Genomic DNA, 23,771 nt, shown 5'->3' on the forward strand with positions numbered 1-23,771 from the left:
AACAATAAACCCGCTGCTATAAACAAATAACCTTCTGATGTCCCTGGTGAGTACGGTATGTTAAAAAATACAAGTGTTAGAACCGTTATATTGCTGTTTTTGTGTGCAGTCTTTATTTTGAGTACCTTTGTTTCGCTTATTTTTTCAACACAGCTGTCGCTATTATTGGTATTAAACGGCATCTGGTTGTGTACGCTTTTGCTGTTGTGGCGCTATATGACGCAATATCTGGTGACGCCTATCAACACCGTTAAAAAAAGCATTGATGAAGTAACCGCCGGTAATTTATCGATCGTCATTCCTGAATTCGGTAATAACTGCGCCGGGCGGTTGATTCCCGGTATCAATAACCTCGCCGGAAGTATTGCTTCGCTGGTGACGGAAATTCGTGGGTCATCGCAAACGGCGATGACCCTTTCCGAACAGCTCGCCAGCCGTAGCACGGCGCTGTCGGTGATGACGGAACAGCAATCAGCGACCCTGATGCAAACGGCTGCCAGCATGGATGAAATGGCCGCCAGTACCCGTAATAACGCGGAAAATACCCGTCTTGCCAGCGAGCGCGCCAGCGACGCCACATTGTGCGCACAAAAAGGCGGTTCGTTGATGGGCGACGTGGCGAACAATATGGCTTCCATCACTGACTGCGCTCGCCAGATGACTGAAATCATTACCCTGATTGATGGCATCGCCTTTCAGACAAACATTCTTGCGCTGAATGCCGCGGTCGAAGCGGCGCGAGCGGGCGAACATGGCAAAGGTTTTGCCGTGGTGGCAGGGGAAGTCCGCAGCCTGGCGCACCGCAGTGCTGAGGCGGCAAAAAATATTAAAACGCTGATCAACGTCACCAGTGAAAATGTCACCCAGGGGGCGGACATTGTGGCCGAGGCGGAAAAGAACATGCAGGAAATTGTTGCTGGTGCTGGTCTGCTGAACGGACTAATGGAGCAAATCTCAGTCACCACCCTGCAGCAGGAAAGGGGGATCGCGCAAATTGCGCAGGCGCTGACTGAGCTGGAAAAAGTCACTCACAGTAACGTCGCGGTGGTGGAAGAGCTTGCCGGTTCGTCGGATGTACTTAAACAGCAGGTCGTGGATCTACAATCACGCACCCACCGTTTTCGGCTGCATGAGCAAACCGCGCCGCGATTAACACCCGTGACGGTGTCGGCGCTGGAGCGCGCGTTCTGAGTATCCGCGGTTAGTCGTGGCGGCTCCAGGTGACGAAACAGTTTCGCCCCTGCTGTTTGGCCTGATAAAGCGCGGCATCGGCATGCGCAATCAGTGTGCGGGGCGCCATGCCGGGTCGCCAGTGGGCGATGCCCTGACTGACGGTTACGCGGGGAAGCACCGGCGAACCCGGGTGTTCAATGTTCAACTGGTGAAGGTCCTCGGCAATGGCCTTCGCCACCTCAATGGCCTGCGCTTCATTACTCTTCGGCAGCAGCACCACGAATTCTTCTCCGCCAATTCGCCCCGGTATGCCCGTCGCATGCAACGATGCGCGCGCCAGACACTGCGCCAGCGTCGCCAGACAGCGATCCCCGGTCTGATGACCAAAATTGTCGTTATAAAGTTTAAAGTGATCGACATCGAGCATGATCAGGGCAAAATCGCCGCCCTCACGTTGGTGGCGCGCCACTTCTTCTTCCAGGCGTAATTCAAAAGCCCGACGGTTGGCAATGCCGGTCAGCGGATCGCGATTGGCCAGCAGTTCCAGTTGACTGATGAGATCGGCATTTTTCTGCTGGGTTTGCAGCGCCAGGATGAACCAGTTATTCAGCATCCGCCGCCCGGACTCAATCAGCCCCGCCAGCAATACCCACAGCAATGAGTACAGCACCGTGATATTGGCATTGTAGGCCATCGAGGTGATAAAGATAGTCAGCCAGATCGGGGCGATAAAACTGAGCAAGACGTGAGGATTAAAATAGAGAGAAATCAGGGCGCTGAATAACAGCACAGCCGCAAACGGGAAGACAATTTTTACATCGTCGCTGGCAATCAGAATGTAAAAACAGGCTGACCAGCACAGGCTTTGCGTCAATACCGCCATCTGCGCCAGCTTTCCCAGCCAGGGCGCATTTTGCACCGGTGCCAGCCGCTGGATAAACAATCCTGCCGACGCGATAAACAACACAATCGCCATCACGGATTCCATCACCGCCGACGGGAGATGGCTGGCAATGGGAAGGCTGTCGGGTGAAAAATAGGTGCGTCCCAGAATAAAAAGCGCAAAAAGAATATTTACCCACAGAAACCACACGCTACTGGTTTTTAACGCCAGCCCACGCATTTCAGCAAGTAGCAGGTCAAAGGCCTGACAGGGGGCATTGGTGGTCACTGTCCTCTCCGGATAACAAAATTGCTTCAAATCTACCGCTAATTGTTAACTTTACCGATATCGCGCACATTGTCTATCTCTGACATACAGAAAAGCGTGATTCATTAAAGAATTCATAACCATGGCGATGCGCTTTATTGAATAACTTTGGCATGGCGCTAGACTAGTGGGATCAACCTGTGGTGATCGGAGGCGGTATGGAAGCCATTAAAGGCTCGGAAGTTAACGTGCCGGATGCGGTATTTGCCTGGATACTTGACGGGCAGGGTGGCGTAAAACCGCTTACAGATACGGACACGATAGACAGTCAGCATCCCTGCTGGCTGCATCTCAACTATACCAACCCGGAAAGCGCGCAGTGGCTCGCCACCACGCCGCTGCTGCCAAACAACATCCGCGACGCGCTGGCGGGCGAAAGCACGCGCCCGCGCGTAAACCGTCTGGGCGAAGGGACGCTCATTACTCTGCGCTGCATCAACGGCAGTACCGAAGAGCGCCCGGATCAGCTTGTCGCAATGCGGCTTTATATCGACGAACGGTTAATTGTCTCCACCCGTCAGCGCAAAGTGCTGGCGCTGGATGACATCGTTAACGATCTTCAGGAGGGCACCGGCCCGACAGGATGCGGCGACTGGCTGGTGGATATTTGCGATGCGTTAACCGATCACGCCAGCGAATTCATCGAAGATCTACACGACCGCATTATTGATCTGGAAGATGATTTGCTTGATCAGCAAATTCCTGCGCGCGGCGTGCTGGCACTGCTGCGTAAACAGCTGATTGTGATGCGCCGCTACATGGCGCCGCAGCGCGATATCTATGCGCGTCTCGCCAGTGAACGCCTGCCATGGATGAACGACGATCAGCGTCGCCGGATGCAGGACATCGCTGACCGTTTAGGCCGCGGGCTGGACGAAATCGACGCCTGCATCGCCCGTACGGGGGTGATGGCGGATGAGATCTCGCAGGTGATGTCGGAATCGTTGTCGCGCCGTTCTTACACCATGTCATTGATGGCGATGGTTTTTTTGCCGAGTACATTTTTGACCGGGTTGTTTGGCGTCAACCTCGGTGGTATTCCGGGTGGCGGCTGGCACTTCGGCTTTGCACTGTTTTGCATCATGTTGGTTGTGCTGATTGGCGGTGTTACCTGGTGGTTACATCGCAGTAAATGGTTGTAAAAAATCACTTTTTTAACATTTATTGAACATAAAAACGCCGCAAAGATTGAGCGAAGTCAATAAATGCAGGCCCCATTCAGGGCAAACTTTCTCTTGCAGGTGAATGCAACGTCAAGCGATGGGCGTTGCGCTCCATATTGTCTTACTTCCTTTTTTGAATTACTGCATAGCACAATTGATTCGTACGACGCCGACTTAGATAAGTCGGCTTTTTTTTGCCTCTTACTCACACTCTTCTACCCTTAACACTGGGCGACAAGAAATGGAGGCAATAATGAATCTGTATCGATTCCACATGAGTGACCCCGTACCCACCGACCCGGTGCCGGTTCCCGATCCGTTCCCGAGACCAGAGCCGATCCCGGATCCGCCGCCTGACCCCGATCCGCACCCCATTATCGATCCACCGCCTCATCTTTGAAAAAATGCCCTCCGCCGGGAGGGCATGATGAGCTGGCTCGCAGATTTTCTCTTAAAACCGTGGGATGAGATAACCCTTAAACTAAACAGGGCGATATAATCTGCAGGCGCATCCGGCGCGTTAACAGGAATTCGTGTGAGGCAGGGAATTATGCATCCTTTTAAGAAGACCACACCGCAGCAGCAGGAGCAGCGGCTCAATCAGTTGGCCCAACATTATCGGGATGCGATCGCGAGAAATGATTTTGCGGCCGGTAAAGCCGTCGCCGAAGCGACGTTACGTCTGGTGCCGCGCAACCCCGGTGTGCTTGCCAGTTACGCGCTCTGTCAGATGCGAACCGGAGAGTATGAGAAGTCCTATAAAACCTATAAAAAGCTGATGCAAAGCCTGCCGGTGGAACAGTTGCCGGACACGATGATCGACGGTCTGGCGGAGGTCTGCGGTTGGCTCAATCGCCCCGATGAACTTCGCCGCTATGGGCTCCTTTCCCTCGAACTCGGTGACAGAAAGTTCGGCAGCGGCCAGGCGTATCCGTTACCGGCTGCGCAACCGCCCGCATTTAACCCGCATAACTCGCAGGAAAACGTCATTGCCTTTACGCTGTTTGGCGCGCTGCCGCGCTATTGCGAAAGCGCGGTGATGAATGCGAAAGTCAGCAAAGAATTGTTCCCGGAATGGCGCTGCCGTTTCTATCTCGATGACAGCGTACCGCAGGCGGTGCAGCAGCGACTACGGGCAGAAGGCGCTGAGGTGATTAAAGTGGAAGGGGAGCAGCATCAAACCATTCCGCCATTAATGTGGCGTTTCCTGGTGCTCGACGATCCTACCGTCAAACGTTATCTGATTCGTGATGCTGATTCGCTGTTGTCCGAGCGCGAACAGGCTGCCGTTAACGCCTGGTTGCAAAGTGATCGCTGGTATCATCATATGCGCGATTACTTCACTCATACCGAGTTGTTGCTGGCGGGAATGTGGGGCGGTTGCCGCAATGAAAATCTGCCGTCAATTATCGATCAGACGCGGGAATACCTGAGCGATCGCGAAGGGCATCGCCGCTTTGTCGATCAATACTTTTTGCGCCAGCATCTGTGGCCGACCATCAGACAGAGCCTGCTCAATCACGACGAGTTGTTTGGTTTCCTCGACGCGCAGCCGTTTCCTGCCCACCCCCCCATCCGCTGGCAGACGGATAAGTTCCATATCGGCAGCAACACCAGCTTTCAGCTGGCGGGGAAAGAGAGTCAGAAAGCGGATGGCGAAATGCAGCGCTGGGAAGTGCTGGATGAGCATGGTCACCGGCTGTGCGAATACGCCAGCCCGGTCGATAATCATCAGTGGAAGGACAGGTTACCGTTTTTCCTGCTCGACCGTGTGCTTGCCGGCGAGTGGCAAATCAGGAATATCGACTAAGCGCCAGTAAAAAGCCCTCCGATGGAGGGCTTCGTTTTATTTGATTTCGACCACATCCAGGCGTGTCGCCTGAAAATCAGTCTCGTCATCTTCCGGCTGCCATCCGGCAGGCTGGAGGGGGATCTCTTCGCGATCAAACGCCAGATCGCCACCGGCCACCACGTCAGCGCCGTGCGTGAGGGCTTTAAAGTCAAACAACGATTCATCGCACAGGTGCGATGGCACTACGTTTTGCATGGCGCTGAACATGGTTTCGATGCGCCCCGGGTAACGTTTGTCCCAGTCACGCAGCATGTCGGCAATCACCTGACGCTGTAAATTTGGCTGTGAACCGCACAGATTGCACGGAATAATCGGGAACGCTTTCGCCTCGGCGAAACGCACGATGTCTTTTTCACGGCAGTACGCCAGCGGACGGATCACGATGTGTTTGCCATCGTCGCTCATCAGCTTCGGCGGCATGCCTTTCATTTTCCCGCCATAAAACATATTGAGGAACAGCGTCTGCAGGATATCGTCACGGTGATGGCCCAGCGCGATTTTGGTGGCACCCAGTTCGCTGGCAGTGCGGTAGAGGATCCCGCGACGCAGGCGAGAGCAGAGCGAGCAGGTGGTTTTTCCTTCCGGGATCTTCTCTTTAACGATGCCGTAGGTGTTTTCTTCAACGATTTTGTACTCAACACCCAGTTGTTCCAGATACGCTGGCAGTACATGCTCCGGGAAGCCCGGCTGTTTCTGGTCGAGGTTCACCGCCACCAGGCTGAAATTTACCGGCGCGCTCTGCTGCAGGTTGCGCAGGATCTCCAGCATCGTGTAGCTGTCTTTGCCGCCAGAGAGGCAAACCATGATGCGGTCGCCTTCTTCAATCATATTAAAATCGGCGATGGCTTCGCCGACATTCCGGCGCAGGCGCTTCTGCAATTTATTCAGATTGTACTGTTCTTTTTTATTAACTGATTGATTCTCTGACATTATATCGTATCTCTGGTGTCGCCGGGGGCATGACAGCGGCAAACTGTAAAGAAGAGTGTCGCATCAGGCATGCCAGGGTGTGGCGTGTATGGTACGGATTCTCACGCCGAATGCCAGTCTGTTTTTAAGCTATCTTCAACTGGCGAAAGCGAAATTTACCGATTAATCTAAAGAAAGAATTTGCTGAAATTATACCAGATATCCTTTTCTTTCCTTTTCACCCATTCCCGGAGTAAAACTAAGGTAAATTTTCTGCCATTCTTTTTGTCAACAATAGGAGAATTCCTTTTTATCAATCTGAATCAGCGATCATTAACGCGTTAGTGATAGTCTGTAACTATCAAATGTTCTTGCACCGATCATTTTAAACGATTTTATTCTGTTATTTACCTGTGTAATTCTCTGGCAATATTTTAAAACAAAATACAGGATGTGCGGGAGCAAGGATTGTCATCGAACCTATGTTCTGAATTCATGTTGGAACCCGTCATAAAGCGTTCCGGGGAAATACATTCCTGGGAACTAAAAAAGCAATCTGGTCATGTTAAGGTATTCTCTGGTAATAATTTGGATGAGAACGTACTTAACTTCGTCCCGGTGCGGGAGACGGCTTCTCTGGAAAGGGCGTTTGACTACGTTTCCTCTCTGTCAACAGACATCACGGACACTTCATTCGTTACCGTTAACATCGGTGACGACGGGGCGGATTATATTCTCAATAACCCCGTCATGATGAAGTTTTTATTACAGCATGCTTTTTTGCGCCTGAGCATTGACAGCGAGTTTTCTGAATTTATGCCAAACTCACCTATGATCAGGCTCCGAAGGTTGTCGCAGATTTGCCCACTCTGGATTGATGATTTCGGCGAGGGCTCCACCAATTTGACGCTACTGAGTCGATTGCCGTTTGAATATATTAAAATCGCGCCTTCCTTCTTCAATAAACATTTAAATACCCATAGCCTTCGCCATATCGTTTCCCACGCTTCGCTGTCTTGTCATGGCGCTATCGTGCGTGGCGTCAATAATGAAGAACAGCTAAAAGCCTGTTGGGCGGCGGGCGCCATTGCCGGGCAGGGGGATTACTGGCAAACACGGCAAATTAAAACGTAGTGAAACAGCGGAAGTTGTAATAAGTGCCGCTGGCAAAAAAATAGCCCGAATATCACATCGGGCTATTTTATTCGTCAGGTTTTAATTACTCGGACGATGCTTTTTCTGCTTTACCTGCCATCTGTGCCAGGAAGTCATAACGCTTCTGCAAATCAGCGGCGGCGTCTTTCCACAATTGATCTGCGACTTCTGGTTGCTGTGCGTTGAGACGACGGAAGCGTTGCTCATTCATCAACGTTTCGGCCAGCGCGTCTGACGGTGGGCGGGAATCCAGCGCCAGTGGCAGCTTGCCTTCATCAGCCCGACGCGGATCGAAGCGATACAGTGGCCAGAAGCCGGTGGCAGTTAACTGGCGCATTTGATCGTGACTCAACGCCAGGTCATAGCCGTGCTCTTCACACGGACTGTAAGCGATGATCAGCGACGGTCCCGGATAGGCTTCTGCCTCCTGAATCGCTTTCACCGTCTGGTTGAGCTGTGCGCCGAGCGAAATTTGCGCGACATACACATGACCGTACATCATCATGCTGACGCCCAGATCTTTGCGCGCTTTGCGCTTGCCATGTTCGCCAAATTTAGTGACTGCGCCGAGCGGTGTGGCTTTCGAGGCCTGGCCGCCGGTATTGGAATAACATTGGGTATCCAGTACCAGGATGTTGACGTTCTCGGTCAGGCTTAACACGTGATCCAGCCCGCCAAAGCCGATGTCATATGCCCAGCCATCACCGCCGATCAGCCAGATGGATTTTTCCACCAGCGCGTCGGCATCCGTCAGTAATTCCTGTGCGCCTTCAACACCTGCCAGATGCTGGCGCAGCGCGGCAACTTGTTCACGACGCACGTCCGGTGTGGCCTCCGCGTGCAGGGCGTCGTTCAGTTCTGCGGGCAGTTTGTCGGCAAAGGTCTCCAGCAGACGCATCACGCGCTGGCGATGCTGATCAACCGTCAGACGGAAGCCGAGGCCAAATTCGGCGTTGTCTTCAAACAGCGAGTTGGCCCACGCCGGACCGCGCCCGTTGGCATCAGTAGTGTACGGCGTCGAAGGGAGATTACCGCCGTAGATCGACGAGCAGCCGGTGGCGTTGGCAATCAGCATGCGGTCGCCATACAGCTGCGTCAGCAGTTTGATGTACGGCGTTTCGCCGCAACCAGAGCAGGCGCCGGAGTATTCAAACAGCGGGGTGATGAGCTGCGAGGTACGGATATCAATGCGTTCCAGCGAACTGCGATCGATTTCCGGCAGGTCGAGGAAGAAGTCATAATTCACTTTCTCTTCTTCCACATGTTCCAGGCGCGACATCATATTAATGGCCTTGATGTCAGGATCCTGTCGGTCTTTTGCCGGGCAGACTTCAACACACAGGTTACAACCGGTGCAGTCTTCAGGCGCGACCTGCAATACATATTTCTGCCCGCGCATATCGCGGGATTTGACATCCAGCGAGTGCAGGCTGGCGGGCGCGTCTGCCATCGCTTCCGGCGGCACGACTTTGGCGCGAATCGCCGAGTGCGGGCAGGCGGCAACGCAGTGGTTACACTGGGTGCACAGTTCTTCTTTCCAGATGGGGATCTCTTCAGCGATGTTGCGTTTTTCCCAGCGGGTGGTGCCCATCGGCCAGGTGCCGTCCGGCGGCAGCGCGGAGACGGGTAACGCATCGCCAAGCCCGGCCAACATCGCAGCGGTCACGGTTTTGACGAAATCGGGCGCCGCGTCGGAAACCACTGGCGGGCGATACGGGCTGGACGCGTTCACCGGTTGCAGCGGCACTTCAGCGAGGGATTCGCGAGCCAGCGCCAGCGCCTGCCAGTTGCGCTCGACGAGATCCTGACCTTTGCTGCTGTAGCTTTTTGCAATCGCGCCCTGCAGTTCCGTCAGCGCGCTGTCGCCGGGCAGGATCTGCGTCAAATGGAAAAACGCCATCTGCATCACGGTGTTAATGCGCGCAGCAAGGCCACATTCACGGGCGATTTTCGCCGCGTTCACCACATAAAAGCGGGCTTTTTTCTGATTCAACACTGCCTGAACGTCCTGCGGCAGACGCGCCCAGGCTTCATCGGCGCTGTACGGCGTATTGAGCAGGAAGATCCCGCCGGGCTTAAGGCGTTCGGCCATCTGGTATTTATCGATAAACTGCAACTGATGGCAGCCAACGAAATCGGCCTGTGAAACCAGATACGCTGAGCGAATCGGTTGTTCGCTGACGCGCAGATGCGAAACCGTCAGACCACCGGCTTTTTTAGAGTCATAAACGAAATAGCCTTGCGCGTACCACGGTGTCGAGTTGCCAATAATCTTGATGTTGTTTTTGGTGGCTGACACACTGCCATCACTGCCGAGACCATAAAACAGCGCTTCCAGCTTCGCGGTCGCGGGCAGGGTATTTTCCGGCAGCGGCAGGGAGAGGTTAGTGACGTCGTCATAGATCCCGACGGTAAAGCGCGGTTTCGGTTTCGCCTGGCTCAGCTCCTGATACACCGCCAGCACACACTCCGGACCAAACTCTTTCGACGACAGACCATAGCGACCACCGATCACCCGTGGCAGCGTTTCGCGTTCGCCACGGTTAAAGGCTTCCGCCAGCGCGGTCATCACATCGAGATAGAGCGGTTCAGCATGCGCGCCAGGCTCTTTAGTGCGGTCGAGCACCGCCACCGCACGGGCAGACGCCGGCAACGCCTCCAGCAGATGTTCAGCAGAGAAGGGGCGATAGAGGCGAACTTTCAGCACGCCGACGTTTTCGCCGCGGGTCAGCAGCTCATCCACCACTTCCTCGCAGGTGCCGATGGCCGAACCCATCACGATGATCACCCGTTCTGCTTGCGGGTGACCGTAATATTCAAACGGTTTGTACTGGCGACCGGTAGCGGCCGCGAAATCATCCATTGCCTGGGTGACGTGATCGCAGACCGCGTTGTACCATGGGTTAGTCGCCTCGCGAGACTGGAAGTAGGTGTCCGGGTTCGCGGAGGTGCCGCGGATCACCGGATGCTCCGGATTCAGCGCGCGAGCGCGATGCGCGTCGATGGCCTTCTGCGGCATCAGGCTGAGCAGGGTGTCATCCGCCAGCGGAATGATTTTATTGATTTCGTGAGACGTGCGGAAACCATCAAAGAAATGAATGAATGGCACGCGGCTGTTGAGCGTCGCTATCTGCGAGATCAGCGCAAAATCCTGCGCTTCCTGGACGTTACTGGCGCACAGCATCGCGCAACCTGTCTGGCGCACCGCCATCACGTCGGAGTGATCGCCAAAAATCGACAGCGCATGCGTCGCCACTGTGCGGGCCGCGACGTGCAATACAAACGGCGTTAACTGACCCGCCAGCTTGTACAGCGTCGGGATCATCAACAGCAGGCCCTGGGATGACGTAAAGGAGGTGGAAAGCGCCCCGGTTTGCAGCGCGCCATGAACCGCCGCGATGGCTCCAGCCTCTGACTGCATCTCAACCACGCGAGGCGTATCGCCCCACACATTCTTAAGCCCGTTACCTGCCCAGGCATCTGCCTGTTCCGCCATCGTTGAGCTGGGCGTAATCGGGTAGATGGCGATAACTTCACTGGTACGAAACGCCACCGAAGCGACCGCGCCATTACCGTCAATTGTGATCATATGCTATCCAGTGCTGTCTAATGTGTTGAATAATAGAGTATTTACATTACTTCCATAACCCGCCGGGTCATCCCTGGCGAAAACACTGCAAGTATCCACTTTCCTTGTGTGCCATACATCATTCTGGCAGAAGACTGCGTCATTCGCGTCGCAATTAATGTCCATCAACCCTGCGGTATGTGCCCCGTCGCGCACAGAAAAAGACAACCCGCCATATCAGCGGGTTGTCTTTTTAGTGCCATTTGCCAGAACGCCTGATGCAAATAAAAAATTATCAGGCGATTGGCCCCGGATTAACTGATTTCTTGCCATGCCGCGTCTGGTATTCGTTGCAGGTTGAAATCATTTTTCGTGCCGCGTCTTTTAATAAGGACAGCATTAAGTCATCATAGTCGACGTAGAACCGTGTGGTTTCCGTTTCAGTTTTCAGCTCGCCAATGGCTTTTATCTCGGTAATCAACTTCTGTTTAGCAGAATCGATATCGGTATTCGCCTGTTTGACTGTTTTAGATAAGTTAACAAAGAAATCCTGAACGGATTTTAGCTTTTTCTTTAACTCGGGTATTAATTTACCTTCTACGACACCCGCGGCAATGGAATAGGAAACGATTAATCCAAAGGGCCCTGCGACAACGCCAGCCGCTGCACCGCCGTAGGCTTCCTTACGAATTTTATCGACCTGAGAATTGAAATAGCTACTTTTTTCAGAGAAATCATTGGTTAACTGACTATCTAACGCCAACAGCTTTCCTGATGCAGCGTTAAAGCTCTGGGAGCTTATCAGGAGCGATTTTTGCGCATCACTGAGTTTTTTGATGCCGTCATCTAGTACTTTAATTAAAATATCTTTCTGTGCGGTGGCTTTTTTTTCATTATATTCATCAAATAATGAAATATAAGCAGCAAGCAATTGTGAAGCGACGCCACACCATTCATACACAGTCTGCGTTGCTTCAAAGTACTTGTCCTGACTATCCATCAGCAGAGTTTTAATGTCACCTACCAGAACAGATGCGGCCTGTGAATATTGATCCTTAAAACGGCTAAGCTCCTTTACTGTATCTTCAAACGTATTCCATGGTATAACCTGATCTAAATATTTGTTATAGAGATCTAATGCTTTGTCTGCTGTTTCAATGGATGTTTTAACGACTTCTACGGTTTGCCCTGCAGTCATGTCAGTCATCACTATTCTCCTCCTGGAAATTTTACTCCTGACAATGCTCTCATCATGCCTCTATTTAAAATGTAGTGTTAAATTTATATATAATTAGATAATTGCTCAAATGGGTTATGTCAATGTGATTTCGGAATGTAATATGATAAATATCAAATAAGGTGTGGTCCATTTATAGTGACAATTATAATTTATTGTTTTTAAAGGGGATGATGGCGCAGGGGAGGTTTCATGACTTCTGCTGCGGAATATATGATGAAATCTTTTAAAAGAGGAAACGGGAAAAAATCGCTAAAAAATGTTTCTGTAGCGCATAAAATCGCAATCTGGCTCTCGACGTCAGGCGTTACGCTGCCTATGATGCATAGGATTTTGCTGATATTGAGGGGAGAGAAAAGATGCGTGCAGCTTTTTTAGTGGGATGTGCCGTGCTGTTGCTGTCGGCCTGTAGCAACGAACCCGTACAGCAGGCAACTGCCGCGCATGTCGCGCCAGGGATGCGAGCTGCGATGTCTGACACCGGACAGGCAAATTGCGCAATGGTCGGCGGTTCGTTGTCCGTTGCCCGTCAACTGGATGGCTCAGCGATCGGCATGTGCGCATTACCCAATGGCAAAAGATGCGGAGAGCAGGCTCTTGCCACCGGGACGTGCGGCAACTACTAATTCATCAGATCAGACAGTCTGTATACCAGCGTTTGCTCAGCCGTTGCCAGTGTTAACTGGTCGCCGGTCAGGTCGACTTGTGCCCCTTTGCTGAGCATAGTGCTCAGAATGTTATCCAGCTCATTACGCTGTGCATCCGCGCACATCATGCGCGTCATCGCCAGATCTTTCGCTTTCAGTTCACCCTCGGACAGTTTTCCCTGACCGGTAAAACGGTTGCACATGCTGCCGGAGAGGTGCATTTTCTCACCGAAACTCAGTTCCGGTGGATTTTTCCCTGCCGGGATAGTCTTGCCGTTCACGCTTTCCAGCACGAAACGATGATGCTCTAACTGCGACGCGTTGACGGTCACTTTGCTGGTGTTAACACAACCTGCCAACAGCATTCCCGCTGCCAACAGCAAAATGGTCTTGTTCATTACTGCTTCCTTTTTTATTCACTTCATGAATACTTCAGAGGGAGTGTAACTCTACCGCTGGCGGCGTCTTTGGGGATTATCTGAAAGTGCTCCCCCGGCGCGGGGGAGCAGGCAGGCGAGGCGGTTATACCAGCGCGTTCGGGCAGGTGTCGCCGCTTTCAATCTGGCGCAGGTTTTCCAGCGTGGTTTCTGAAATGCTGGTCAGCGCCTCGGCGGTCAGGAAGGCCTGATGACCGGTAAACAGCACGTTGTGACAGGCTGACAAACGGCGGAAAACATCATCCTGGATCACGTCATTGGACTTGTCTTCGAAGAACAGGTCGCGTTCGTTCTCATACACGTCCATTCCCAACGCGCCGATTTTCTGCGTTTTCAGTGCTTCGATCGCTGCCTGGGAATCGATCAGTCCACCGCGGCTGGTGTTGATCACCATCACGCCGTCTTTCATTTGTTCGAATGCTGTCGGGTTCAGCAGGTGATAATTTTCCGGTGTCAGCGGGCAGTGGAGCGAAATGACGTCTGACTCGGAAAACAGCGTCGGCAGGTCAACGTATTCCACACCGATGTCCAGTGCAGCGGCGCTCGGGTAGGGATCAAACGCCAGCAGGCGCATGCCGAAGCCTTTGAGGATCCGCAGGGCGGCGACGCCGATTTTCCCGGTGCCGATGATCCCGGCGGTTTTGCCGTACATGGTGAAGCCGGTCAGCCCTTCAAGGGAGAAGTTGGCGTCACGGGTACGCTGATAAGCGCGATGAATGCGGCGGTTCAGCGTCATCATCATGCCAATAGCGTGCTCAGCCACGGCCTCTGGCGAGTAGGCCGGAACGCGCACTACGCGCAGACCAAGCGCTTTCGCCGCATCGAGATCGACGTTATTAAACCCGGCGCAACGCAGCGCGATATATTTCACGCCATGCTTTTTCAGTTCCTCCAGCACCGGACGGCTGCCGTCATCATTGACGAAGATGCACACGGCCTCACAACCGTTTGCCGTTTTCGCGGTTTTTTCGGTGAGCAGGAAGTCGAAAAACTCGAGTTCAAAGCCATATGCATTATTAACCTCTTGCAAATACTTTTTATCGTATTGCTTTGTGCTGTAAACGGCGATTTTCATAAGGCTTTCCTCCAGTGATTTTTAGCATCACAGTAGCATATTCGGAAGTTTCTTACAATCGTTGAAATGCTGTGTAATCAACAGGTTACACAATGCAAACCCGTGTGATTAAAACGTTATCAATGATTGTAAGCATAAACCCGAATGGGCGACGCCGTATTCGAAAGCATGTTTGGGCCTTTCAAGGCGACGCGCTCTGCGTTAGCATTCTGTGATCAAGGTAACGCTTTCTGCTTCAGGAAGCTATCAATGGACGAACGGGAGTAACACGTGTTTGCGGAGTTTGGCGTTTTAAGCTACTGGACCTACCTGATTGGCGCGATTTTCATCATTCTGGTTCCCGGACCGAATACCTTCTTTGTTCTCAAGACCGGCGTGGCTCACGGGATCCGAAAAGGCTATCTGGCGGCGCTGGGCGTCTTTATTGGTGATGCCGTGTTAATGTTCCTCGCTTACGCGGGCGTCGCGACGCTTATCAAAACCACGCCGGTGCTGTTTAACATCGTCCGTTATCTTGGTGCCATGTACCTGCTGTGGCTCGGCGGCAAAATGCTCTACGCTACGCTGACTCAGCGCGACAAGCACATGTCTGACGGCACGGAGCCGGGCAGCGCTATCCTCAAGCGCGCGCTGGTGCTCAGCCTGACCAACCCGAAAGCGATTCTGTTTTACGTCTCGTTCTTCGTGCAGTTTATTGATGTCAACGCCGCCAGCCCTGGCATTGCGTTCTTCATTCTCGCCCTGACGCTGGAGCTGGTGAGTTTCACCTATCTGAGCTTCCTGATCGTCTCCGGCTCCTTCGTAACACGCTACGTAAAAACCAAAAAGAAACTGGCAAAAATCGGCAACAGCCTTATTGGCCTGGTGTTCGTCGGTTTCGCCGCGCGTCTGGCGACGCTTCAGTCCTGATAAGCCCAACGGGTATTCGTGATTACGCATTTTGACGCCACGTTGCGATTACCCTTGCTGCATCTATCCTTAAACTGGCCGTGACTTCAACTGGCCTGGCGAACATGCCACAATACCGACTCTGTCTGGTCAGAATAACAATACAGCAGGATATTCGTTGCCCATGAAGGGTCGCTATAAAGCCGCCATTGCGCTGCTGGTGATTTTTTTTATTCTCCCCCTGGCGCTGCTGTTAACGTTGACGCGCTGGGTGCCTACGCTTGCGGGGATCTGGCTGCCGGCCGGTACCCGCATCGCGCTGGATGACAGCCCGCGTCTGACCCGTTCAGCCATCAAAATCCCCAGCCTGCGCTATCTGGTCGGCGACTGCGAGCTGGCGCGCCTGTCGGGCGCAGAAATCACTCATCCCAGCCGCTGGCAACTGCATATCGCCTCATTAGATGTGGATTCCGTCTGCCTGAGCAAACTGCCGGAAAGCGAGGCGACGCCCGGTGCGCCGCGAACGCTGGCGGAGTGGCAGTCAATGCTGCCCAATAGCTGGTTATCCATTGATCGTCTGACGCTTTCTCCCTGGCAGCAGTGGCAAGGGAAACTGAGTGTCGCCTTAACGCCCGCGGTTCAGGACATCACTTATCAGGGCGAGGCGGTATCATTACGGGCGCGCCTGAAGGGGCAGACGCTGACCGTCAGCGAATTCGAAGCAAAAATGGTGGAAGGGCAGCCGCCGGTGAAGCTGGTAGGAGATTTCACCCTGCCGCTGGTGCCGGACGGCTTACCGGTCTCCGGTCATCTTTATTCCTCGTTTGAGGTGCCGCAAGGGCCGGGGCTGGTGGATGCAGAACTGCTCTGGGAGAAGAACCGCGGGCAGCTTATCGTCACCGCCAGCGGCGATCCCGATCCGCTGCTCGATCTCCCCTGGGAAATCACCGGGCATCTGGCGACCATCAGCGACGGCCGCTGGCGCTGGCCATATCAGGAGCAACCACTGAGTGGCCGCGTGGCGCTGAAGGCAGAGCAGTGGCAGCAGGGCCCCGACACGATGCAAATCAGTGGTCGTCTTAACGTGTTGACGCAAGGCGATGCGGGTAAGGGCAACGCCGTCCTGACCTTTGGCCCGGGAAAACTGAGCATGAACAACAGCGCCATGCCAATGCAACTCACCGGTGAAGCCAAACAGGGCGATCTCATTTTTTACGCGAAGCTTCCCGCAGCGCTCAGTGGTCCGTTGAGTTCCCCGCAACTGGCGTTTGAACCGGGCGCGTTATTGCGCTCGCGCGGGCGTGTGATTGATTCGCTGAATATTGATGAAATCCGCTGGCCGCTGGCGGGCGTCAGGGTCACGCAACAGGGTGTTGACGGGCGGTTACAGGCTATTCTGCGGGCGCACGAACAGGAGATGGGGGACTTCACCCTGCATCTGGATGGCCAGGCAGATAACTTCCTGCCGGACAACGGCACCTGGCAGTGGCGTTACTGGGGCGACGGCAATTTCACACCGATGCAGGCACGCTGGGACGTTGCCGGAACCGGCATGTGGCACGACAGCGCCATCGTGCTGAAGACACTTTCCACCGGTTTTGACAAGCTGGAATATGGCACTATGCGGGTCAGTCAGCCACGCCTGACGCTTGATGAACCCATTGAGTGGCAGCGCGACGAGCAGCATCCCAAATTTACCGGTGCGTTGTCATTTGATGCCGGGCAGACCACCTTCACCGGCGGCAGCGTATTGCCGCCATCGACGCTAAAATTCAGTGTGACCGGGCGCGACCCAACGTATTTCCTGTTTAAAGGCGATCTCCATGCCGACAGGATTGGCCCGATCCGCCTGCACGGGCGCTGGGATGGCGAACGCTTGCGCGGCGAAGCCTGGTGGCCGAAACAATCCCTGACGGTTTTTCAGCCGCTGGTGCCGCCGGAAATGAAAATGACCCTGCGTGAAGGGGAACTGTATGCGCAGGTCGCATTCTCTGCCGCGGCTGGTCAGGGCTTTGAAGCCGGCGGTCATGGCGTGCTGAAGGGCGGCAGCGCCTGGATGCCGGATAACGAAATCAACGGTGTCGATTTTGTGCTGCCATTCCGTTTCAGCGAGGGCACCTGGCAACTCGGTACGCGTCGGCCGGTGTCGCTGCGCATCGCTGAAATCGTCAACCAGGTCACCGCGAAAAACCTGACGGCGGATCTGCAGGGCAGCTATCCATGGAGTGAGGAAAATCCGTTATTACTGAGCAATGTTAGCGTCGATATTCTCGGTGGACAACTCACCATGCAACAATTGCGAATGCCGCAACACGATGCGGCGCTGCTACGCCTGCAGAACATCTCCACCAGTGAACTGATTAGCGCCGTGAATCCGAAGCAGTTTGCCATGTCCGGCCCGGTCAACGGTGCGTTGCCATTGTGGCTGAACAATGAAAAATGGATTATTAAAGATGGCTGGCTGACGAATCCATCGGCAATGACGTTACGCATCGATAAAGACACCGCCGATGCCGTGGTGAAAGATAACATCGCTGCTGGCGCCGCTATCAACTGGCTGCGCTATATGGAAATTTCCCGCTCGTGGACCCGTATCAATTTAGATAATCTGGGGTTGTTAACCCTCACGGCGACGATCACCGGCATCAGCCATGTGGAAGGGAAAAGCAATACGGTACACCTGAACTATACCCATGAAGAAAATGTCTTCGACCTGTGGCGCAGCCTGCGTTTTGGCGACAATTTACAGGCGTGGCTTGAACAAAATGCGGCGCTACCCGCGCTACGCTGCGCAGGCGGCAAGGAATGTAAGGAGCAACAATAATGAGAATGTTAACCGTCCTGCTGTGCGCAGCGGCGGCCATGATGCTGGCAGCCTGCACACCGCGTATTGAAGTCGCCGCGCCAAAGGAGCCGATTACCATCAATATGAATGTCAAAATTGAGCATGAGATCCATATCAAGGTGGATAAGGACGTTGAAAACCTGCTGAAATCGCGCAGCGATCTGTTCTGAGGTGCCGATGAAAAAATTTCTGCTGGCAACACTGATTAGCCTGAGCCTGATGAGCACCTCCGTACTGGCGCTGACCCTCACCGAGGCGCGGCAGCAGGGGCGCGTGGGCGAAACCCTGAACGGTTATCTGGCGCCGATCGCCCAGGATAAAGAGACCCTGGCGCTGGTGAAAAACATTAACGATGCCCGTAGCGAAAGCTATCAACAACTGGCGGACAGCAATAATCTGCCGGTCGATGAAGTGGCGAAAATGGCCGGGAAAAAACTGGTCGCCCGCGCGCAGCCTGGCGAGTACGTAAAAGGGCTTAATGGTAAGTGGCTGAAGAAATAATTACCGGTAGCGCTTGCGGTATTCCCCCGGCGATAACCCGAAACGCTGCTTAAACGCCGTTGAAAAATGGCTGTGGTCGGTAAAGCCCCAGCGGTAACCAATTCCCGCCAGTTTTTCATCATCATGCGCATTGCGCAGCGCCTGCGCGCAGAGGTCGAGACGACGATTTTTAATGTACTGCGCCACCACCAGCCCTTTATCTGCGAACATCCGGTACAAACTGCGTACCGACATGCCGGTTTCACTGGCCAGCCATTCCGGGCGCAACTGCTCTGACTGAATGTATTCATCAATCAGCGCCATGATTTTCTGATATTGACGATCGCGACGCGTGGGTATGGCGTCCTGTTGATACAGTACCGGACGCAACAGGCAGATGATGGCTTCCAGCGCTGCCTCGCTTTCATTCTCATTCATTCCCGGGCTGGTCATGCTTTCCTGCAACAGACGGTGGCTCAGTTGCACCATCGGCAGGGTTTTCGCCAGCCGCGTTGCGTTGCTGATTGTTCTCAGACGCGTCTGTTGTTCCAGCTTCTGGCGCGGCAATAACAGCGAGACCTGGCGCGACGTTTGCTGCCAGTAAAAAGAGCAGGGGCGCGCGGCGTCGATAAGCGTGATATCACCGGCTTCGAGGATCACCTGCCGGTCATCCTGCTCCATTACTGCCTGTCCTTCGAGCTGAAACACGGTATAAAACCAGGTGTCATTACCGCGCCTGATCTCCTCCTGCGAACGGTACAGATTCACCCCGCGAGTGGTCACAGTGCTCAGTTTTAACCCCCGCGCATATCCGGATTCGATCTCACCGTAAAACTTTCCGTCCAGCGGACGTGCGGCAAAGTTTCCACATAGCTGGTTGACCTTCGCCAGCCATGCCCGATAACTCTCTTTGTCGTCTGCCTGCGTCATAGACCATCCAGGTGGGAAAATTGTTTTATTATTGTTGCTGTTATGTTGATTAAAACAACCCCGTGCTGGCAACTATATGAAAGAACTATTACCCCCGGCACACTTTTGCGGCATAAAAAAATGCCGTTTGCAGTACCTGTCACAGCGGTAAAAACGAATGTCATGGAGAAAAAAGCGCGATCTGCTATCCGCCCCTAGACTGAATGCACTATTGGTGAAAATAAGGAGTGGGTATGTCCGGTTCTCAGGTCGCAACGCTTGCCAGCGTGCAGATGTTTCTGGATCGTCAGCATGGTCTTTATATTGATGGGGGACAGCAGGCGGCACAAAGTGAAAAGCGCTTAACGATCTACAACCCGGCCACCGGCGAGCCCATCGCCACCACCGTCGATGCCAGCGCTGCTGATGTTGATAAGGCGGTAATGTCGGCATGGAAAGCGTTTGTCGCCCGCACCTGGGCGGGGCGTTTACCGGCAGAGCGTGAGCGCATCCTGCTGCGTTTCGCCGATCTGGTTGAGCAGCATACGGAAGAACTGGCGCAGCTCGAAACGCTCGAGCAGGGAAAATCCATTCATATCTCGCGTGCCTTCGAAGTGGGCTGCACCCTGAACTGGATGCGCTACACCGCCGGGCTGACCACCAAAATCACCGGCAGCACGCTGGATGTTTCCATTCCGATGCCGGAAGGGGCACGTTATCAGGCGTGGACACGTAAAGAGCCCGTTGGCGTCGTCGCCGGGATCGTGCCGTGGAATTTCCCGCTGATGATTGGCATGTGGAAGGTGATGCCTGCGCTGGCGGCAGGCTGTTCAATCGTCATTAAACCGTCGGAAACCACGCCACTGACGCTGCTACGCGTGGCCGAACTGGCGACCGAAGCGGGGATCCCGGACGGTGTGTTCAACGTGGTGACCGGTAGCGGCAGCGAGTGCGGCGCAGCGCTGACCTCGCACCCGCAGGTGGCGAAAGTGAGCTTTACCGGTTCAACGGCAACCGGCAAACAGATCGCCCGCAGCGCCGCCGACCGCCTGACCCGTGTCACGCTGGAGCTCGGCGGTAAAAATCCGGCAATCGTACTGAAAGACGCCGACCCGCAGTGGGTCATTGAAGGGCTGATGACCGGCAGTTTTCTCAATCAGGGGCAGGTATGCGCCGCCAGCTCGCGGATCTACATCGAAGCGCCGTTGTTCGACAATCTGGTGAGTGGCTTTGAACAGGCGGTGAAATCGCTGAACGTCGGGCCAGGTATGTCTGAAACGGCGCACATCAACCCGCTGGTGTCTCGGGCGCACTGCGACAAAGTGCAGGCATTTTTGCATGAAGCGCAACAAAATAACGCTGAGCTGTTGAGCGGCAGCGCCGGGCCTGGGGGGAACGGGTACTATGTCGCGCCAACGCTGGTGGTCAATCCCGATGCCAGCCTGCGGTTGACCCGCGAAGAAGTGTTCGGCCCGGTGGTAAATCTGGTCCGTGTCGCTGATGGCGAAGAAGCACTGCAACTGGCGAACGACACTGAATACGGACTGACCGCCAGCGTCTGGACGCGCGACCTGTCGGCGGCACTATCCTGGAGCGATCGTCTGCAGGCGGGAACCGTGTGGATCAACAGCCACACGCTGATCGACGCCAACCTGCCATTCGGCGGCATGAAACAGTCTGGCACTGGCCGCGATTTCGGCCCCGACTGGCTGGACGGCTGGTGTGAAACGAAGTCGGTGTGCGTGCGGTATTAACCATCTGAATAACAAAGGGGCTTTCGCCCCTTTTTTTATTTCTGCTTTTCCCCCAGCGTCGGGGTTTCATCGAAGAAGTTCCACGGTTTCAGCAGCGCATGTACCCACTCTGTCGGCATGATCGGCCACTCTTCGGCGCGGGCGACGTGAGTCGTGCCGGTCGTGATCCATACCACATCATCATGATTATCCAGTGATTCATCATCTTTGCTGTACTGTCCCAGCCCGGTATCATGCGTTGAACGATTCGGGTATTTTCCTTCCGGGAAACGTTCGTCCGGGCGGTAACGTGTCACCCATAGCTGTTTATCCATAAAGCTCAGGCGATGGTAAATCCACTCGTCCGGGGCGAATTTCGCGCCGGTCGCCACCGGGTGTGTGCCGCCCGCGTAAGGGATAATCTGGTACGACACCGGGTTGCCCATGCGGTTTTCTTTGCTGGTATTGCTGAGCAGGCGGATGGTCCCCGGGTCAAATTTCTGCGCTGCCTGTTGTTCGCTGTCGATGGTGTACTGATTCACCTGCATGGTGCTGGTGCGTGGGCCGTCAGCGGTGTTTGGCTTCACGTCAGGATCCATCGCCACCAGTCGGTTATTTTCGCCGTCAACATCGAGGTCGAGACGGAAATTGTAGATATGCTGGTGCGTGGTGCCGACGATGTTATGGTCGATCAGCGTGCCGTAACGGGTATCGTCTTTCGCCGACGGGTCGTGCATGGTTTTCGCCTTCACGCCTTTCACCGCTTCAATACCGGTCGCACCGGCATCGATGCCGATAGTGCCGTTTTCATGGAAGATCCAGTCGAAGATGTAATCGTAGTTGCCAACGGTGCTGATCCAGCGGATCACCAGTTCGCGGCGTTCGCTGCTGACGTTCGGTTTACCCAACTCCTGATGCTTATACTCCGGCCCGGCGTAGCGTTCGAACACGGCGATGGCGCGTGGAATGTCCATCGGCGCACCGGCATAGTCGGCAATAGTTTCATCAAGCAGCACGGCATTGGACGGCGCGTCTTTCCCGCGCACAATCGGCGAGGTCAGGGTGCCCATACCGTAATCACCAGAATCGAGATAAGCTTTGAAATACCAGCCGATATCCGGGTCGCCGTAAGGAACAATCATCCCGCCGAGCGAGCCTTCGTACATGATTTTGCGCTTTTTGCCGTTGTCGTTATATGTCACGGTTGACAGAACCGGTCCGACGCGCGAGTTCAGGCGGAGGTGGAAATCCCAGTTCTGCCAGTGGATCATATCGCCGGTGATGGTGTAGTTCTTCCCCTCGGGTTCGACGATCTCCAGCGGTTTCAGCGCCGGTTTTACGCGGTCACGGCCATCATACGGGCGCGGCGTCAGCGGCACCGGGATCACCGGACCTTCCTCAATCTTAATAATCTTCTTCTGTTCGAGATCAACCACCGCCACCAGATTTTCAATCGGGTGCGCCCAGTAGTTACCATCGCCAACGTCGAGATAACTGATGACTTTCAGCAAACGGGCATCCTGTTTCAGGCCATCTTTGCCATCAAAATAGCCGACGGTGAGCGGGGTAGTGATGACCTTTTTCGGATCGTCGATGCCGTGCTTTTTCAGCACCTGCGCAAACTCGCTGCTGTTATCAATGACGCTTTGCACGGTGGCGAAATCATCCAGCAGCACCATACCGTGCGCGTCTTTGACAGGCTGCCAGGAAGTCACTTTTTTATTCTGCAGATCAACCACGCCTTCGATGACATGTTTGCCGTCGAGCATAATAACGTTCGCTTCGCGCGGCGTGTTGACCGCTTTGCCGGTCAGGGCGAAATCCCAGACCGCAGTTTTATCCGGCTCACGCAGCGAGATCTCGGTAAAGCGGGTGTTGGGTTTAAAATCCGGCGCGGCTTTGACAATCTCTACCGCCGCGCGGATCTCATCCGCCGTCAGCGAGTTGAGCGGGTGCGGCTTTTTCTCCACCTGAAAGGTCTGGTCGAGCCCTGACTGAAACACCTCATTGATGAAAGTGTCGGAAATCCAGGCTTTATTCTCTTTCATCACCACCGGCACCTGCAGCGTTAACGGCTTGCCATTGACGATGGCGGTTTTGGCGCCCGGTTTCACTTTGACGTACGCGCCATCTTTGATCAGGGTAAAAACCTGGGCGTAATCATCCCACTGCACGTCAGCGCCGAAATCCTGTAGCGTTTTGTCCATCGGCACCCTGTGCACCTCGCCACCGTGGGCGAAGGCCGGAGACTGCCAGGTGCAACACAGCGCAACAGCCAGCGCCGTTTTGCGGAGGGAGAAAAAAGAGCGGCTTCCCATGTTTGACCTCGTCTTATTGTTTTGTTGTGTGATGAGTGTTGTGACAGCGTTATCCTGACAGGCAGACGCGCAAAGGTGTTTGCCTGCTGCTGCCAGGTTGTTTGTCAGATGTGCCAGGTTGGGAAGTTTTTGCGTGCCGGGCAGGTGAATGCTACCCGGCACGGTTACTGCA

At 54.2% G+C, this 23,771-nt stretch carries 19 protein-coding genes; 11 read left to right on the plus strand and 8 right to left on the minus strand.

The features are described from left to right. Positions 1-57: 57 nt before the first annotated feature. Positions 58-1,191: a methyl-accepting chemotaxis protein gene (locus QMG90_RS10625; RefSeq protein WP_283283767.1), complete on the plus strand. Its 1,134-nt coding sequence runs from the start codon at positions 58-60 to the stop codon at positions 1,189-1,191. A 10-nt stretch (positions 1,192-1,201) separates the two neighbouring features. On the opposite strand, the gene QMG90_RS10630 is transcribed toward QMG90_RS10625, so the two are convergent. Then, positions 1,202-2,344 (minus strand): GGDEF domain-containing protein, encoded by a 1,143-nt coding sequence (locus tag QMG90_RS10630; protein ID WP_283283768.1) that lies wholly within the window; start codon positions 2,342-2,344, stop codon positions 1,202-1,204. Positions 2,345-2,541: 197 nt separating this feature from the next. On the opposite strand from QMG90_RS10630, the gene zntB reads away from it, so the two are divergent. From zntB to QMG90_RS10645, 3 genes are all read left to right on the plus strand, one after another. Next, positions 2,542-3,525, plus strand: coding sequence for a zinc transporter ZntB (zntB, locus tag QMG90_RS10635; RefSeq protein WP_283283769.1), 984 nt, complete (start codon positions 2,542-2,544; stop codon positions 3,523-3,525). A 274-nt stretch (positions 3,526-3,799) separates the two neighbouring features. Beyond that, the gene (gene ynaL, locus QMG90_RS10640; RefSeq protein WP_283283770.1) at positions 3,800-3,946 is read left to right on the plus strand and encodes a proline-rich small protein YnaL; all 147 of its coding nucleotides are present in this window, start codon (positions 3,800-3,802) and stop codon (positions 3,944-3,946) included. A 150-nt stretch (positions 3,947-4,096) separates the two neighbouring features. Beyond that, positions 4,097-5,356, plus strand: a complete 1,260-nt coding sequence (locus QMG90_RS10645) for a tetratricopeptide repeat protein (RefSeq protein ID WP_283283771.1) — start codon at positions 4,097-4,099, stop codon at positions 5,354-5,356. Positions 5,357-5,392: 36 nt separating this feature from the next. Here the strand turns inward: QMG90_RS10645 and ttcA are convergent, their stop codons facing one another. After that, on the minus strand, positions 5,393-6,328 hold the full coding sequence (ttcA, locus tag QMG90_RS10650; RefSeq protein WP_283283772.1) for a tRNA 2-thiocytidine(32) synthetase TtcA: 936 nt from the start codon (positions 6,326-6,328) through the stop codon (positions 5,393-5,395). A 474-nt stretch (positions 6,329-6,802) separates the two neighbouring features. Between ttcA and QMG90_RS10655 the strand changes: the two genes are divergently transcribed. Next, positions 6,803-7,441, plus strand: a complete 639-nt coding sequence (locus QMG90_RS10655; RefSeq protein ID WP_283283773.1) for an EAL domain-containing protein — start codon at positions 6,803-6,805, stop codon at positions 7,439-7,441. 85 nt (positions 7,442-7,526) lie between these two features. Here the strand turns inward: QMG90_RS10655 and nifJ are convergent, their stop codons facing one another. Continuing rightward, the gene (gene nifJ / locus QMG90_RS10660) at positions 7,527-11,051 is read right to left on the minus strand and encodes a pyruvate:ferredoxin (flavodoxin) oxidoreductase (RefSeq protein ID WP_283283774.1); all 3,525 of its coding nucleotides are present in this window, start codon (positions 11,049-11,051) and stop codon (positions 7,527-7,529) included. Between the two features lie 274 nt (positions 11,052-11,325). Further along, a complete protein-coding gene (gene hlyE, locus QMG90_RS10665) occupies positions 11,326-12,237 on the minus strand; it encodes a hemolysin HlyE (protein ID WP_283283775.1) in 912 nt (303 codons plus the stop codon). Between the two features lie 389 nt (positions 12,238-12,626). On the opposite strand from hlyE, the gene QMG90_RS10670 reads away from it, so the two are divergent. Beyond that, entirely contained in the window at positions 12,627-12,893 is a 267-nt protein-coding gene (locus QMG90_RS10670) for a putative hemolysin (protein WP_038154244.1), read from the plus strand. On the opposite strand, the gene hslJ is transcribed toward QMG90_RS10670, so the two are convergent. Both hslJ and QMG90_RS10680 read right to left on the minus strand, forming a co-directional pair. After that, positions 12,890-13,312, minus strand: a complete 423-nt coding sequence (gene hslJ, locus QMG90_RS10675) for a heat shock protein HslJ (protein ID WP_283283776.1) — start codon at positions 13,310-13,312, stop codon at positions 12,890-12,892. The two genes, QMG90_RS10670 and hslJ, sit on opposite strands and share 4 nt — an antisense overlap. Before the next feature lie 124 nt (positions 13,313-13,436). Next, a complete protein-coding gene (locus tag QMG90_RS10680) occupies positions 13,437-14,426 on the minus strand; it encodes a 2-hydroxyacid dehydrogenase (RefSeq protein WP_283283777.1) in 990 nt (329 codons plus the stop codon). A gap of 270 nt (positions 14,427-14,696) precedes the next feature. Between QMG90_RS10680 and leuE the strand changes: the two genes are divergently transcribed. The 4 genes from leuE (at position 14,697) to QMG90_RS10700 (ending at position 18,660) form a co-directional block, all read left to right on the plus strand. Continuing rightward, positions 14,697-15,335, plus strand: coding sequence for a leucine efflux protein LeuE (gene leuE / locus QMG90_RS10685; protein ID WP_283283778.1), 639 nt, complete (start codon positions 14,697-14,699; stop codon positions 15,333-15,335). Between the two features lie 163 nt (positions 15,336-15,498). Continuing rightward, on the plus strand, positions 15,499-18,138 hold the full coding sequence (locus tag QMG90_RS10690) for a YdbH family protein (protein ID WP_283283779.1): 2,640 nt from the start codon (positions 15,499-15,501) through the stop codon (positions 18,136-18,138). Between the two features lie 5 nt (positions 18,139-18,143). Beyond that, the gene (locus QMG90_RS10695; RefSeq protein WP_283283937.1) at positions 18,144-18,329 is read left to right on the plus strand and encodes a YnbE family lipoprotein; all 186 of its coding nucleotides are present in this window, start codon (positions 18,144-18,146) and stop codon (positions 18,327-18,329) included. A 7-nt stretch (positions 18,330-18,336) separates the two neighbouring features. After that, on the plus strand, positions 18,337-18,660 hold the full coding sequence (locus tag QMG90_RS10700; RefSeq protein ID WP_283283780.1) for a YdbL family probable chaperone protein: 324 nt from the start codon (positions 18,337-18,339) through the stop codon (positions 18,658-18,660). Here the strand turns inward: QMG90_RS10700 and feaR are convergent, their stop codons facing one another. Further along, positions 18,661-19,569 carry a transcriptional regulator FeaR gene (feaR, locus tag QMG90_RS10705; RefSeq protein WP_283283781.1) on the minus strand — a complete coding sequence of 303 codons (909 nt, stop codon included), beginning with the start codon at positions 19,567-19,569 and terminating at the stop codon, positions 18,661-18,663. A 233-nt stretch (positions 19,570-19,802) separates the two neighbouring features. Here feaR and QMG90_RS10710 point away from each other — a divergent pair, with 233 nt between their 5' ends. Beyond that, positions 19,803-21,302 (plus strand): aldehyde dehydrogenase family protein, encoded by a 1,500-nt coding sequence (locus QMG90_RS10710; protein WP_283283782.1) that lies wholly within the window; start codon positions 19,803-19,805, stop codon positions 21,300-21,302. Between the two features lie 35 nt (positions 21,303-21,337). On the opposite strand, the gene tynA is transcribed toward QMG90_RS10710, so the two are convergent. Beyond that, on the minus strand, positions 21,338-23,599 hold the full coding sequence (gene tynA / locus QMG90_RS10715; RefSeq protein WP_283283783.1) for a primary-amine oxidase: 2,262 nt from the start codon (positions 23,597-23,599) through the stop codon (positions 21,338-21,340). Positions 23,600-23,771: the final 172 nt, after the last annotated feature.

The sequence above is a fragment of the Trabulsiella odontotermitis genome (genome assembly GCF_030053895.1).
Taxonomy (GTDB): Bacteria; Pseudomonadota; Gammaproteobacteria; order Enterobacterales; family Enterobacteriaceae; genus Trabulsiella; species Trabulsiella odontotermitis_C.

Bases quoted from the DNA above. Each gene is read 5' to 3' on its own strand.
- feaR (WP_283283781.1), bottom strand. From the start codon at position 19,569: ATGACGCAGGCAGACGACAAAGAGAGTTATCGGGCATGGCTGGCGAAG.
- QMG90_RS10670 (WP_038154244.1), top strand. From the start codon at position 12,627: ATGCGTGCAGCTTTTTTAGTGGGATGTGCCGTGCTGTTGCTGTCGGCC.
- QMG90_RS10680 (WP_283283777.1), bottom strand. From the start codon at position 14,426: ATGAAAATCGCCGTTTACAGCACAAAGCAATACGATAAAAAGTATTTG.
- tynA (WP_283283783.1), bottom strand. From the start codon at position 23,599: ATGGGAAGCCGCTCTTTTTTCTCCCTCCGCAAAACGGCGCTGGCTGTT.
- QMG90_RS10700 (WP_283283780.1), top strand. From the start codon at position 18,337: ATGAAAAAATTTCTGCTGGCAACACTGATTAGCCTGAGCCTGATGAGC.
- nifJ (WP_283283774.1), bottom strand. From the start codon at position 11,051: ATGATCACAATTGACGGTAATGGCGCGGTCGCTTCGGTGGCGTTTCGT.
- QMG90_RS10710 (WP_283283782.1), top strand. From the start codon at position 19,803: ATGTCCGGTTCTCAGGTCGCAACGCTTGCCAGCGTGCAGATGTTTCTG.
- hslJ (WP_283283776.1), bottom strand. From the start codon at position 13,312: ATGAACAAGACCATTTTGCTGTTGGCAGCGGGAATGCTGTTGGCAGGT.
- QMG90_RS10695 (WP_283283937.1), top strand. From the start codon at position 18,144: ATGTTAACCGTCCTGCTGTGCGCAGCGGCGGCCATGATGCTGGCAGCC.
- QMG90_RS10655 (WP_283283773.1), top strand. From the start codon at position 6,803: ATGTTGGAACCCGTCATAAAGCGTTCCGGGGAAATACATTCCTGGGAA.
- ynaL (WP_283283770.1), top strand. From the start codon at position 3,800: ATGAATCTGTATCGATTCCACATGAGTGACCCCGTACCCACCGACCCG.
- ttcA (WP_283283772.1), bottom strand. From the start codon at position 6,328: ATGTCAGAGAATCAATCAGTTAATAAAAAAGAACAGTACAATCTGAAT.
- QMG90_RS10625 (WP_283283767.1), top strand. From the start codon at position 58: ATGTTAAAAAATACAAGTGTTAGAACCGTTATATTGCTGTTTTTGTGT.
- hlyE (WP_283283775.1), bottom strand. From the start codon at position 12,237: ATGACTGACATGACTGCAGGGCAAACCGTAGAAGTCGTTAAAACATCC.
- QMG90_RS10690 (WP_283283779.1), top strand. From the start codon at position 15,499: ATGAAGGGTCGCTATAAAGCCGCCATTGCGCTGCTGGTGATTTTTTTT.
- zntB (WP_283283769.1), top strand. From the start codon at position 2,542: ATGGAAGCCATTAAAGGCTCGGAAGTTAACGTGCCGGATGCGGTATTT.
- QMG90_RS10645 (WP_283283771.1), top strand. From the start codon at position 4,097: ATGCATCCTTTTAAGAAGACCACACCGCAGCAGCAGGAGCAGCGGCTC.